The organism is Streptomyces sp. NPDC059499 (assembly GCF_042749285.1).
Lineage (GTDB): Bacteria > Actinomycetota > Actinomycetes > Streptomycetales > Streptomycetaceae > Streptomyces.
The window spans coordinates 250,220-262,821 of record NZ_JBHYTT010000005.1 but is presented as its reverse complement, the minus strand read 5'-3'; the positions used below and the strand labels follow the sequence as shown (position 1 = coordinate 262,821).

Genomic DNA, 12,602 nt, shown 5'->3' with positions numbered 1-12,602 from the left:
CAACCCGCACAACTGAAGGGGGAGTCCCAGTGACGGAAGTGGAGTTGGTGGCCACCGCGTTCGCGACAGGGGCGGCGGCAGGGCTCACGGGCTCTGCCCGCGGAACCGTCCACGACCTCTACGCCGGGCTGAGGGAGTCGGTCCGCCGGAGGCTGGCCGGGGCCGGGGGACTGGGCGGGGGCGGCTACGGCGTACGGGTGCTGGACGCGTACGAGACGGACCCCGATGTGTGGCGGACCCGGCTGCTCCAGGTGCTGGCAGGTTCCGGCGTGGAGACGGACGAGGAGATCCTCGCGGCGGCCCGCGCCGTGCTCCGCGCGGAGCGCCCGGCGGGGCACATCCCCGTGCCTGCCCGGCCGGTCCGTCCCTGACCGGGAGGCCCTTGGGCAGAGCTGCGACCCATCGGCGGAAAGCGTGACCTCTCAGCCACTTACCGGCCACCGTCATGAGGGAGAGGGTGGTCGCCGGTGAAGTGATCGAAGAAGGGTGCGAGGTCGCGTGCGGCGCATGGAGCAAGGCGTTGAATTCCGGGTCGGCACCGCGCAGATGGCTGTGCCGCTCGTCCTGGGAATGGCCCTGGCGACGGGCCTGCTCTTCCTGGGCCTGCGGTGGACGGCCGACCCGATGACGGCCGCGGAACTGCGCGACTGCGCGTACGCGGCCGGGGCGGGCGTCCTCGGTGCCCTGGTCCTGGCCCGTCCCACCGGCGTACGGCTCACCCCCGGGCACCTGGTGACCTTCGCGCCCTTCGGCCGACAGGAGCGCCGCATCAGCTGGGCGGATGTCTCGGGCATCGACGTCCGCCGCACCTTCGGGGTGACGTCGGTGCACATCTCCCTGGTCACCGGCGAACGCCTGACCCTGCCGGCCCCGATGTCCTTCCTCGACCGCCGTTTCGTCGGTCGAGTGGGGGAGTTGACCCGCTGGTGGGAGACTCACCGCCCCTGAGTGTGCCGGCGTTCAGCGCCCGTGCTCGGGACCGACCGCGGCGGCGCGTGGCGCGTCACGGTGGGTCCGACGGATCCCGGTGTGCCCGACGAGGGCGGCGGCGAGCAGGACGGCGAGAGCGGTGAGCGAGGTGCCCTGCCAGCCGATGGCTTCGAGCAGGGGCGCGGCCAGCGCCGTACCGATGGCTCCGACGATGAAGTAGAGCACCAGGTAGACGCTGCTGAGGCTGCCGCTGCGTTCGGGGTCGATGGCCATGACACGGCTCTGGTTGGCCGCCTGGGCGGCGAAGCAGCCGGCGTCGAAGAGGGCGAGTCCGAGCGCGGTGACCGGCGGGGTGTCCAGGCCCGTGGCGAGCAGGGCGGTCCCGGCCGCGGCGACCAGCATGCCCGCGATGATCACCATGCCGGGGGTGTAGCGGTCGGCGAGCCTCCCGGTGAGCGGGAGAACGGCGAAGCCGAGGGCGCCCGCCAGGCTGTACATCCCGATGTCGGTGGAGGTCAGCGAGTGGGGAGGCCGGCCGAGGGCGAGGACGAGAGTGACCCAGACGAGGTTGAAGGCGAAGTACCACAGGCCGCCGGCGGCCACGGCGCGGCGCAGGTCGGGTTGGAGCCGCAGCAGGCGGGGGAGCGAGCCGAGGACGGCCAGGTATCCGTGGCGCAGCGGTGGCCGCCCGGACGGGAGGAGCATCCAGGCGGCGAGCGCGCCGAGCAGGGCGAGGGCGGCGAAGACGAGCAGCATCCGCCGCCATCCGAGTACGTCGGCGAGCGTGCCTCCGGCCAGTCGGCTGAGCAGGATGCCGGCCGACATACCGGCGGCCACGGTGGCCACGGCGGCGGCGCGGCGTTCGGGCCGGGCGTGGCGGCCGACGATGCTGCCGGCCTGCGCCGCGACGCCGGCCGCGGCTCCGACGAACACGTAGGCGGCCAGGAGCACGCCCGCGCCGGTGGTGGTCGCGGCCACGACGAGGGCGGTGGCCAGAGCGGTGAGCTGGCCGGCGATCAGGCGGTTGGGGGCGAGGCGGTCGGCCAGGGGGAGCAGCAGCGCGAATCCGCTCGTACAGCCGATGAGTGCGGCGGTGGGCACGAGGCCGATCACGGAGAGCGGGACGCCGAGCCGGGCGGCGACGTCGGTGAGTGCGGGCTGGATGGCGTAGTTGTTCGCGATTGCCGTCCCGGCGATCGCGGCGAGAAGGAACGTGCGGCCCCGGCTCATCCCGGCGGGTACGCCCGCCGGCCCCGAGAGTGTTCCGTCGGCCAGGGCGGTTGGTCCGCGGCGTATCCCGCCGGTCACGGCCGTTGGTCCCGGGTGAGGACGACGGCGTAACGGCACTCGGAGCCGCTGTCGTTGGCGAAGACGCAGGGGGCGGGCTCGCCCAGTTCGATCGTGTCGCCCGTGCCGAGTTCGTGCACGGTGTCGCCCTCGTGGAAGGTCAGGTGTCCGTCGAGCACCCAGACGACCTGACGGACGAACGCGAAGGCCGCCGCCGGATACGGCACCCGGGCGCCGACGGGCAGGCGGATCTCGACGATCTCCGTGGGGAAGTGCGGTCCGGTGATCTGACGGCGCCGGTAACCGGTGTCGGGATCGCGCCACTCGGCCGCGTCGGCCGCGCGGCGCAGCCCCGCGGGTTCGCCTGCTGCCCCGTCGGTGGCTCCTTCGGCGAGGGCGAGCAGGGAGGAGACGCTGAGCCGGAAGGCGGCGGACAGCTTGCCGAGCACGACGGCGGTGGGGCTGCTCTCGCCGCGCTCGATCCTGCTGATCATGGCCTGGGAGACGCCGGAGGCTTCCGCGAGCTGGGCGAGGGTCCACCGGCGGCGGTCCCGTTCCGTGCGGACGCGGGCAGCGATCAGGCCCACCAGAGGATGGCTGTCTATCATGTTGGACATGAATCCAATATACGAAACCACTCGGGCGGCGGTGGTCCGACCGGCGTACTCCGGCGACGCGGAGGCCGTCCTCGCCATCCGCAATCATGCGATCGAGCACTCGACGGCCCTGTGGACCCAGACCCCGCAGTCCCCCGCCGAGGGCGCCGCCTGGCTCGCCGTCCACCTGGAGCGCGGCTCGGCGGTGGTCGCCGAAGTGGGCGGAGAAGTCGCCGGATTCGCCGTCTACAGCCAGTGGCGGGAACTCGACGGATTCCTCCATACCGTGGAGGACTCGGTCTACGTTCGCGAGGGCCGGCACGGGCTCGGCGTCGGCACCGCGCTGATGACCGCTCTCATCGCCTCGGCGCGTGCGGCGGGCCATCGCGTCATGATCGCGGATATCGAGGCCGGCAACACCGCGTCGGTCCGGCTGCACGAACGGTTCGGGTTCCAGCATGTCGGCACGGTGCGGGAAGCCGGAATCAAGTTCGGGCGATGGCTCGACCTGACGATCATGCGGCTGCCCCTGAACCCTGATGCCGAATTCTGACGAGGGCGACGGCGCAGCCGGCCCTCGCCCCCCGGAGTCGGCCCTCGCCCCGTACCAAGCGCAGGACCGGTCCGCGGACGGACGTGGGACGGTTCGCCACCCGGCGTACCCCGTTGACCACCGGAGCACGATCGTTACCCGTTCCCTCTCCTGCGAAGCGGCCTGCCCGGGCTAGGTTCGCGACGCAACTCGAGAGCGCACTTCAGGGGGAGACGGCATGGGGCTCGGACGCGGCGTCATCACAGGCCTGACCACCGCGGCCCTGCTGGCCGTCGCGGCCACCGGCTGCGACGATCAGGACGCCTCGCGAAGCCGTTCCGGACCCGCCGCGGCGACGGCTGCCGCCCCTGGTTCCTCGTCGCCGGATTCCTCCTCGACCCCGGAGCGAAGCGGCTCCCCCCATCCTTCGGCGCCCTCTTCGCCGAGTGCCGGGCGGACGGCCACCGGCGCGCCCACCTCGCCGGGTCCGGCGCCCGCGGCTGCCACGGCGGCCCCCGTGCCGACGTTGCTCTCCATGTCCATGGCCACGCCCGGCGGCAGCATCGGCCTCGTGCGCGGCGGAGCGCCCCAAGAGCTGACGTTCACCCTCCGCAACGGCAACAGCCGTGCGTACAGCCACCTGCGGCTGGTCTTCCAGATGGAGGTCCTGGTGGACGGAACCCCGGCCGCCGAACGCCCTCCGCAGGACGGATTCACGCTGGAGCGTTGGGACCGGACGACAGGGACGTGGCGTCGCGAGGAGCTGCGGATCGCCAACGACGCCCTGCCCTACGGCTCGTACACCGGCGGATTCGCCCTGGCCCGGGACACCGTGCGAACCGAGCGGTACCGCCTGCGCGCACTGGGCGCCGGACCGACCGGAAGTACCCCGTTGATGGTGAGCCTGATCGACACCGGCGCACCCGAGGGAGCACCGCTCCACCGGGTACGCCCCGCGTCGTTCAGCATTCCCCACACCACGCGCCGGGGCTGATCGCGGCAGCCGGGCCGAGGAAGGCGGGGCCGCGCTCCGGCGGCCCGGCCGGTCACTTCGTGACGGTCGGGATCTCCGGCTCCAGCGAGTTGCCCGCGGGAATCCTGCCGCAACTGGTGGGGGCGGTCCTGCCCGCGAAGCGGTCGTTCAGCCAGGTCATCGCGCGCGGCGCCCAGTACAGCATGGAACCGACGTGGCTGAGCAGGTTGTACTGCTCGTACTTGATCGACTTGTTGCCGGTGGCGCAGTACTGCCGGGCCAGCGCCCGCACGTCGCCGGCGACCATGACACCGTCACCGGTGCCGATGCCGACCGGTTTGTTGAACGTTCCCTCGAGGACGCCCGCGTTCCCCTGCCCGATGAGCCCGGGGACGGTCGGGGTGGCGGCCTGACCGAGGTTGATCTTGTTGACCGCCTCGACGAAGGCAGGAATGGAGTTGGGGTCCTTGTACTCCGGCTTCGTCATGTCCTTCCAGGTCATCCCCGGGTAGCGGCCCAGCGCATCGACGATCGAGCCGTACTCGAGCTCGTCGTAGACCTTGAGGCCCTTTTCGCTGAGGTAGGGCTTGATGTCGATGCCGTACGAGCGGGTGACGCCGATGACCGCCATCGGGATCACGCCGTTCCATGCCAGGGCGCCGTCGACGTACTTCAGATTGTGCGCCGGATCGACGAGCAGCCCGCCCTCGGTGAAGCCGACCAACTGCCGGTTCACCTCCGGCGCGTACTCGGGGGCCAGGGCCGCCGCCCAGTTGGTGGCGATGGCCCCGCCGGAGTAGCCGAACAGGCCGAACCGTGTGGTGCTGTTCAGGCCGGTCCCCTCGGCGCGCGTGCTCGCGCGGATCGAGTCGAGCGTGTTCGTCCCGTATCCCGGACCGGCCGCGAAGTCGGCGCTCTGCCCCTCGGTGTCCGGGATGACGACGTCATAGCCCCGGAGAAGCAGCGGCGCCAGAACGATGGTCTCGACGTTGGCGATGATTCCGCCGAGGGAGACGTCCCCGGCGATGGCGCGGGAGGGCCCGTCCTCCGGGTCGAGGGAGTCGTAGAACGACTGGTACGACACTGCCTTGCTGCCGTCGCTGCGGTGCCCGCGGACCACCGTGGTCACGTTTGCCGAGGGCCGGCCCTGGGCGTCCGTCGAGCGGTAGAGCAGCTGGATGGCCTTCACCGGCGTCGGAATGCCGACGATGTGGTAGTCCAGCGTGCGCTTCTTCAGCACGTCGCCGGGCCGGTACGAGGACAGCGGCTTGCTGCCGTCGTAGCGGTAGAACGGGTCGGACGCCGTGGCGTTCACCTGTTCACCCGCGGTGGGCGCGGCCGTCGCGGCCGGTGCCGTACCGACGGTGAGGGCGGTGACGGCGGCGGTGGCCAACAGGCTGACGGTGATCCGGTTCATGACTTCCCCCGATGCGTGCAGCAGGACAGGTGTTATTACTCCGCAGTAAGTTACTGGTGGTAAACATCGCCTGTACATAGGCGCGTCAGCAGAGTTTTCAGGTCCCGCACCGGAGGGGCCGCCGCGCCCGGTTCTCTACAGCTCCGGCCAGGTGTGCGGCTCCAGGTAGAAGTGCTCCCCGCGGAAGAACCAGTCCGCCAGGTCCGTGAGCCGTTCGTTGCACGCGGCGTAGCAGTCCGCCGGCTCCGGCCTGGGGAAGTCGGGGTGGGCCGTCCACGAAGGGACGTCCGTGGCGACGTGGTAGAAACCCTCCGCCAGCCATCGGGGAAGCTCCTCGGTCCCCTGCACGGCTTCGCAGACGGTGCGCATGGCCCTATCCAGCTCGGAGAAGGCAACTCGGTTCCAGGCCAGATCACTTCGCAACCCCAGGAGGAAGCTTCCGGGCTCGGAACGGAACTCGTGGCCCAGGGTCTGCAGAGCGTGGTCCATGGCGAACACCCTGCCAGGCGGCTGGTCGGCGGCCGGCGACGTGCACCCGTCGAGGGGCGAGCGGCGGCGCGAGTCGGTGTTGGGGCGCCGAGGGCCATCGTGGGCACCTGGGCTGTAGCCGTCGCTCGGTGCCGCCGTTCGCCGCCGTTGATGCGCTGTTCAGGACGGGTGAGCCAATGGTCGGGGTGGTTGTTGATCTGCACACCTGTGCTGCTTTGATCAGCGCGTGACCCGGACTGATGATGTGACTGGCGGCAGGGCGAGACTGGCCGTCGTTTTCGGCGGAGCGTCCGTTGCGTGCTGGTTCTGCTGCCCCTTCTGGATGATGGTGTGGGCGTTTGCCCTGCCCATGGGTCTGACAGGCGTTGTCCGGGGATTCATCGAGTGGCGAGCCGCCTCCCGTGAGGGCGTCGGCCGTGCCGAGCCCTTGATCGGCTTGGCGCTCGCGACGGTAGGGACGGCGGCGGCGGTCGCGTACATGATCTTTGTGTTCACGCATCCGGACCTGCCGATTCAGGGGTAGGCCGGTGGTGCTCGGTGAGCAGCAGTGGTGACGTCACCTGTCGACGGGTTTGGGTGGCGCCCCGATCCACGGTCGGGTGATTTTGACGAGATCGGGAGGCATGGCAGCCCCTGCCGGGGCACCATCGGGATGCTCCAGGTGCAAAGTGCCGGGCATGCCGCCGATGGTGCGCTCGGTGCCGTCCCGGGAAGGGGACTCCGCAGCGCCCCGGCCGTGGAGTCTGGAAGGGGAACCGGTGCTGATCCAGGCAATTGGAGCCGTCCTGCCGGCGGCGCTGGCGGTCGCGCTCAGCCCCTTCCCCCTGATCGGGATCGTACTGATCCTGGCCGGCCCACAGGGCAGACGCAACGGCTTGCTGTTCACGGCCGGATGGATCGCCGGGCTCGGGATCGTGGCAACGCTCGTCGTGGTCGTGTTCGGTGGAGCCGACGACCCCGAAAGTCCGTCGTCAGCGATCGCGGACTGGGGACGGGTACTCGCCGGAGTGGCCCTCATCGTGCTGGGGGCGCGCACATGGTGGCAGCGTCCGCGTGCCGGCAACGAGGCCGCCAAGCCACGCTGGATGGCGTCACTCGATGACGTCTCGGCCCTGCGGGCGCTGTTCCTGGGTGCGCTGCTGTCGGGCGCCAACCCGAAGAACATCGTCCTGACCGCCTCGGCCGCCACGTCGATCGTCGAAGCGGGGGCTCAGAACGGCGATCTCGCCGTGGCCGTCACCGTTTTCGTTCTCGTCGGCTCCTGCACTGTCCTCGGCGCTGTCATCATCCATCTCGCGGGCGGACGGCGAGCGGAGTCGTTCCTGGACGGTGTCAGGCAATTCATGATCACGAACAGCGCCGTGATCACCGCGATGGTGCTTCTCCTGCTGGGCGCCAACATCCTCGGCGACGGCCTCACCGGACTCGGTCGGTGAGGCCTCGCATCACAGGACGGCCCCACCTCAGGGAAACCCCACCTCAGGGAAGCCCCACGAAGGTCGAGCAGCCGCAGTTCCCCGTGAACCCCCCGACCGATCTGGCGCGGTCGTGGCACGGGGAACGTGTGATCCGGGGGCGAATGACTCAAGCGGAGGTGAGTACGTGGACTCTGGCCGGTTCCAGGGTGAGCCGGAACGATTGAGTCATGGCACAACGACCTCTGAAACTCGTTCCCCAGCTGACAGCGATCCTCGTGCTGGCCGTGATGACGCTAGCGGTGTGGGCCGCCTGGCTGGGCTGGGACCAGCACCGCGACGTGCACCCTGATGGTTCGGAGACCGGCCCGTACGAGGCGTGGCAGGTGATCGGGCTGGTGCTGACTCTGCTGGCACCGGTGTACTGGGCGGCATCCCGGCGCTACCTCGCAGGCGCCGTGCTCGGTGTCCCACTCGGCCTGACCGTTGCCGCCGCTTACGACTGGTCGGACGACTCCAGCGGCCTCTTCATGGTCGGCGTATTGATGATCATGATGGGGAGCCTCGTGGTGACCGGCGTCGCCACCGCCGTGATCGCCTCCGTGAAGAAAAGGGCCGACTCAACTCGGCAGCGCTCTTGAAAACCGTCGTCGCAGCGATGTGACCGTGGGTCCAACTCCCGCACCCGCCGCAGATGAACGGCCCCTGACCAGGTGAATCGGTCGGGGGCCGTTTTCATGTGGGGCCCGGCCGGCGAACCGGGTCAGTTGCTGCCCGGAAGGGCGTGCCCCGGGCTGTTCGGTGACTCCGAGGTGTCGGTGGCCCCCGATCGCGGTCGAAGTCTTGACGGGTGCCAGGTGCCCTCGTACTGTCGCGCCTGGCCCGCATTGAAACGTCTCAATGAAACGAATCAACACCCATCCCCCCAGCGGAAGAAGGCTGTCGATGAAGACACGGAGATGGGCAGTCGCGCTGCTGACGGGGGTGCTGGCCGTCGGCATGGGAGTCGACGCGCAGGCAGGCCAGCCCGGGCAGGGGGCAAAGGGCGCACAGCTGGAGCGGCTGGACCGGGGACTGGTCGCCGTCTCCAGCGGCGAGGGAGTGTTCCTGAGCTGGCGGCTGCTCGGCCCGGAGGCCACCGGGCACACCGACACCGGTCTGGCCGGCGCCGACTTCCGCGTCTACCGTGACGGCAGGCCCGTAGCGACCGTTACCGACAGCACCAACTACCTTGACCGGGAAGGCACTTCCTCCGCCGAGTACCGCGTCGCCGCCATCGTCGACGGCCGGGACGCCCGGCGCAGCGACCCGGTCTCGCCGTGGGGCGACGGGTACTACGACCTGCCGCTGCGCAAGCCCGCCGACGGCGTCACGCCCGCGGGCGAGGCGTACACCTACTCCGCCAACGACATGAGCGTCGGCGATGTGGATGGCGACGGCCAGTACGAGTACGTCGTCAAGTGGGACCCGTCCAACGCGAAGGACGTCTCCCAGGTCGGGTACACCGGCCGTACCTATATCGACACCTACCGCCTCGACGGCACGCTCCTGAACCGTATCGACCTGGGACCCAACATCCGGGCGGGCGCCCACTACACCCAGTTCCTGGTCTACGACTTCGACGGCGACGGCCGCTCGGAGATGATGTTCAAGACCGCCCCCGGCACCAAGAGCATCCGCTACCGCGAGGACGGCAGCGTCGCCTCCGAGCGGTACATCACCATGCCCCGCGCCGACGTCAGGGCCGGGTACGGGCACACCGACGACTACCGCCTGAGCGCGGCCGGTTACTACGACCACCTGGTCGAAATGTTCCGCGGTTGGCACGAGCACCCCGAGGTTGTCGCCGGTAACTGGCCCTCGACCCTGGAGTCGGCGTTCGGCATCGAGGACCGTTACGCCTACCCGCTCTCCCAGACGGACGCCGAGGCGCTGGCCGACCACTTCATCGATGTCTACGCGCCCAGCCGCAGCACCAGGAACAATCTGCGCGCCTTCGAGGGGTTCATCCTTGACGGGCCCGAGTACCTGACCGTCTTCGACGGCGCCACAGGCCGCGAACTGGACACCGTCCGCTACGAGCCCGGACGGCACGACGACGGGCTGATGTGGGGCGACTACGCCATGAGCCGGATCGAGCCCGGCAACCGGGTCGACCGTTTCCTGTCCGGTGTCGCCTACCTCGACGGCCGGCACCCCTCCGCGGTGTTCGCCCGCGGCTACTACACCCGCACCACCATGATCGCTTACCGCTGGGACGGCCGCAGCCTGCGCAAGGACTGGGACGTGGACAGCGGCTTCGCCCCGATGTCCAACCCGTTCAACGACTCACCCCATGGCGTCGACGGCACGGACCCGGAGTTCGGCACCCTCACCACCCAGGGCTTCCACTCCCTCAGCGCCGCCGACGTGGACGGCGACGGCCGCCAGGAGATCGTCTACGGCTCGGCCGCCATCGATGACGACGGCAGCTTGCTCTACAGCTCCTTCGACACGATGCCGCCCCAGAGCTCGGCCCCCGGCCAGAACGCACGCCTCGGCCACGGCGACGCCATGCACGTGACCGACATCGACCCCGATCGCCCCGGCATGGAGATCTACACCGTGCACGAGGGCGGCACCTGGGCGCCCTACGGCTACGCGCTGCGCGACGCCGCGACCGGCGAGGTGCTGTACGGCGCGTACAGCGGCAGGGACACCGGGCGCGGCATGGTCGGCGATGTGGACCCGAGTCACCCGGGTCTTGAGACCTGGGCCTCGATGCCGGGCGGCTCGGACGGCTCCGGGCTGTGGACCGCGGCCGGAGATGCGATCGGAACGGCCACCCCCGGCACCAACATGAGCATCAGGTGGGCGGGCGATCTGACCACCCAGCTGGTCGACGGCTCGGGCGATGCCACGCCGACGGTGAACGACTGGCAGCGCGGCACCGTGCTGACCGCCACGGACACCAGGACCAACAACGGCACCAAGGGCAACCCCTCGCTGGTGGCCGACGTCCTCGGCGACTGGCGTGAGGAGATGCTGGTGCGCACGGCGGACAGCTCGGCGATCAGGATGTATCTCAGCACCGAGGTCACCGGGCACAAGATGTACACGCTGATGCACGACGCCCAGTACCGCGCCGAGGTGGCGCGGCAGCAGACCGCGTACAACCAGCCGGCGTATCCGGGCTTCTACCTGGCCTCGGACACCGACTGGTCCGAGGTCCCGCTGCCGGGTCGACGGCGCTGAACCGGCGGTACGGCGGCTCCGGTGGAGCCGACGTGAGGAACGTACTGGCGTGGAGCGGGCGTGGTTCATGGCGTCCGGGTGGAGCGCGCCACTGTACGGCGGCCTGGAACCCGCCGACGCTGCCGCAGCCTCGGAACGGCTTCGGCACGTTTCGGGCGTCCACTCCCTCCACGTCGTAGAGATCAAGCCCGGCTTCGTCGAACTCCCCATAACCGGGTACGACGTGCTCCGCCGGGTGAAGATGCCAAGCGACCGCTGATCGGCTGGGGGCGATGATCCGCAAACAACGGAGGGACGTCGGGGCGTAGTGGCACGTGTGTGGCAGAGACGGGGCATGCGAAAGGGCCAGTTCGAGAGGATCAAGCCTCCGGCACTGGCCCTTGGCGCTGTGCCCCCGGCAGGATTCGAACCTGCGACACCCGCTTTGGGAGTTCGATCCCCGGGCGCCTGTCAGGCCCCTATGCACACGGTAGACCTCCATCGGCGCATGCCGACTTCCGCCGTCGTGCACCACTGTTGATGTCAGCTCTGGAGGGCACGCCTGTCCACCTCAGCATGGTGACGGCACGATCAGGCCGACTCTGGGAGCACTGGATGATTCCTCCGCCAAAGCTCGGTCTCACGGGTGATCCAGTCGACGAACTCGTCGGCAAGGGCCTTGAGTGAACCCATGTCGCCCGGGCGCATGAAGTGGCAGTCCAGATGATCCCCCGGGTTGTGTGGGTTCAGGGTCCCGCACCGGAGGCCCGTCCGGTCGAACTGGCCGCCCAGGCAGCAGTCGACGACGTTGCGTACCGGGTCGACGAGATCAACCCACACGAGCAGGCCGTCGCGCCAAAGTACGTCGACGGGGAAGTCGACGCAGAAGTCATCCGGCTCCGGCGCCGCCCTCGGCCAGGTCGTGCAACGCGCTCCAAGCCGCTCAACGACGGGGCGCCACTCTTCCCCGAACTCCCAGTCCATGAGGTACTCATCGAAAGCGTTCATCATGGAGAACCTTCCGGCTACTGCTGTGCCTGTGAGCGTGCGGGAGCGTTGTCGGCGGGCGTCGCTTTCTGGAGGCGGCGGCGAAGACGATACCGCTCTCGGCCCCGCTGGCCCTTACTCGGTGCACAGGTTTTAGAGCACCAGTTTGGAAGACCTGGTACGCACCACGCGGCTGACCTGGTGCTACGTCACCTGCTAGTTCCACGTTGTCCAGGACACCCAGCGCGAAGCCATCAGCCAGGACAGGCTGCTCAAGAGGCGGCCCGGCCGTGACTGACCGCCGCCGTTGATGTCAGACGTGGATGTCAAAGACCCCGGACCATGATCGGTCCGGGGTCTTTTCGCTTGTGCCCCCGGCAGGATTCGAACCTGCGACACCCGCTTTAGGAGAGCGGTGCTCTATCCCCTGAGCTACGAAGGCGGGGATCTGTCGGAAAACGTGTCCGAAAGTCTGCCCGGACAGGCGGACGCTCAGGCTTGATCAGCGACAGTCGCGGTGGCGCGGCCTGTGAAGGCGCAGCCACCGCGGTCAGTGTAGCGGGTGGCGTCCGGTCCGAGGGCGGAGAGAGGTGAGCGCCGGCTCGGGCTGCGAGCGGATGGGCGATCTTGGCTTGTGCGGCAGGGTGGCTCAGCCAGATGTCGCCGATGTGGATCAGCGGGGCCGTGTTCGCCCCGGAGGCGGGGACTGTCTTGTGGTGGTGGCTCCGGCCGCTGCGGGAGTGCTGGGATTCGCGGCCTTGGC

General features: G+C 69.6%; 14 protein-coding genes, 1 tRNA gene and 1 pseudogene. 9 read left to right on the top strand and 7 right to left on the bottom strand.

All coding sequences use genetic code 11. The features are described 5' to 3' along the window. Positions 1-29: 29 nt before the first annotated feature. Complete coding sequence (locus ACFW9O_RS15320; protein ID WP_384609365.1) at positions 30-371, top strand: hypothetical protein; 342 nt, start codon at positions 30-32, stop codon at positions 369-371. 136 nt (positions 372-507) lie between these two features. Then, on the top strand, positions 508-948 hold the full coding sequence (locus tag ACFW9O_RS15315) for a hypothetical protein (protein WP_384609363.1): 441 nt from the start codon (positions 508-510) through the stop codon (positions 946-948). 12 nt (positions 949-960) lie between these two features. Here ACFW9O_RS15315 and ACFW9O_RS15310 read toward each other — a convergent pair whose 3' ends face one another. Both ACFW9O_RS15310 and ACFW9O_RS15305 read right to left on the bottom strand, forming a co-directional pair. Next, positions 961-2,238, bottom strand: coding sequence for an MFS transporter (locus ACFW9O_RS15310; RefSeq protein WP_384609360.1), 1,278 nt, complete (start codon positions 2,236-2,238; stop codon positions 961-963). Beyond that, positions 2,235-2,834, bottom strand: coding sequence for a helix-turn-helix domain-containing protein (locus ACFW9O_RS15305; RefSeq protein WP_384609359.1), 600 nt, complete (start codon positions 2,832-2,834; stop codon positions 2,235-2,237). The genes ACFW9O_RS15310 and ACFW9O_RS15305 overlap by 4 nt, the downstream gene beginning before the upstream one ends. Between ACFW9O_RS15305 and ACFW9O_RS15300 the strand changes: the two genes are divergently transcribed. Further along, entirely contained in the window at positions 2,833-3,366 is a 534-nt protein-coding gene (locus ACFW9O_RS15300; protein ID WP_384609357.1) for a GNAT family N-acetyltransferase, read from the top strand. The genes ACFW9O_RS15305 and ACFW9O_RS15300 overlap by 2 nt on opposite strands. A gap of 294 nt (positions 3,367-3,660) precedes the next feature. Here the strand turns inward: ACFW9O_RS15300 and ACFW9O_RS15295 are convergent, their stop codons facing one another. Continuing rightward, positions 3,661-3,888: a hypothetical protein gene (locus ACFW9O_RS15295; RefSeq protein WP_384609355.1), complete on the bottom strand. Its 228-nt coding sequence runs from the start codon at positions 3,886-3,888 to the stop codon at positions 3,661-3,663. Between ACFW9O_RS15295 and ACFW9O_RS15290 the strand changes: the two genes are divergently transcribed. After that, the gene (locus ACFW9O_RS15290) at positions 3,881-4,339 is read left to right on the top strand and encodes a hypothetical protein (RefSeq protein WP_384609353.1); all 459 of its coding nucleotides are present in this window, start codon (positions 3,881-3,883) and stop codon (positions 4,337-4,339) included. The genes ACFW9O_RS15295 and ACFW9O_RS15290 overlap by 8 nt on opposite strands. Positions 4,340-4,391: 52 nt before the next feature. Here the strand turns inward: ACFW9O_RS15290 and ACFW9O_RS15285 are convergent, their stop codons facing one another. Continuing rightward, a complete protein-coding gene (locus ACFW9O_RS15285) occupies positions 4,392-5,735 on the bottom strand; it encodes a lipase family protein (RefSeq protein ID WP_384609350.1) in 1,344 nt (447 codons plus the stop codon). 135 nt (positions 5,736-5,870) lie between these two features. After that, positions 5,871-6,224 carry a hypothetical protein gene (locus tag ACFW9O_RS15280; RefSeq protein WP_384609349.1) on the bottom strand — a complete coding sequence of 118 codons (354 nt, stop codon included), beginning with the start codon at positions 6,222-6,224 and terminating at the stop codon, positions 5,871-5,873. A gap of 226 nt (positions 6,225-6,450) precedes the next feature. Here ACFW9O_RS15280 and ACFW9O_RS15275 point away from each other — a divergent pair, with 226 nt between their 5' ends. From ACFW9O_RS15275 to ACFW9O_RS15255, 5 genes and pseudogenes are all read left to right on the top strand, one after another. Beyond that, positions 6,451-6,747: a hypothetical protein gene (locus ACFW9O_RS15275; protein WP_384609347.1), complete on the top strand. Its 297-nt coding sequence runs from the start codon at positions 6,451-6,453 to the stop codon at positions 6,745-6,747. 154 nt (positions 6,748-6,901) lie between these two features. After that, complete coding sequence (locus tag ACFW9O_RS15270) at positions 6,902-7,660, top strand: GAP family protein (protein WP_384609345.1); 759 nt, start codon at positions 6,902-6,904, stop codon at positions 7,658-7,660. A gap of 209 nt (positions 7,661-7,869) precedes the next feature. After that, positions 7,870-8,280: a hypothetical protein gene (locus ACFW9O_RS15265; RefSeq protein WP_384609342.1), complete on the top strand. Its 411-nt coding sequence runs from the start codon at positions 7,870-7,872 to the stop codon at positions 8,278-8,280. Between the two features lie 304 nt (positions 8,281-8,584). Continuing rightward, positions 8,585-10,873, top strand: coding sequence for a rhamnogalacturonan lyase (locus ACFW9O_RS15260; RefSeq protein ID WP_384609339.1), 2,289 nt, complete (start codon positions 8,585-8,587; stop codon positions 10,871-10,873). 67 nt (positions 10,874-10,940) lie between these two features. Further along, positions 10,941-11,120: pseudogene (locus ACFW9O_RS15255) on the top strand (plasmid transfer protein); the annotation flags it as partial. A 323-nt stretch (positions 11,121-11,443) separates the two neighbouring features. Here the strand turns inward: ACFW9O_RS15255 and ACFW9O_RS15250 are convergent. Next, positions 11,444-11,863: a hypothetical protein gene (locus ACFW9O_RS15250; RefSeq protein WP_384609336.1), complete on the bottom strand. Its 420-nt coding sequence runs from the start codon at positions 11,861-11,863 to the stop codon at positions 11,444-11,446. A 345-nt stretch (positions 11,864-12,208) separates the two neighbouring features. Continuing rightward, positions 12,209-12,281: transfer RNA gene (locus ACFW9O_RS15245), tRNA-Arg, on the bottom strand. Between the last annotated feature and the right edge of the window lie 321 nt (positions 12,282-12,602).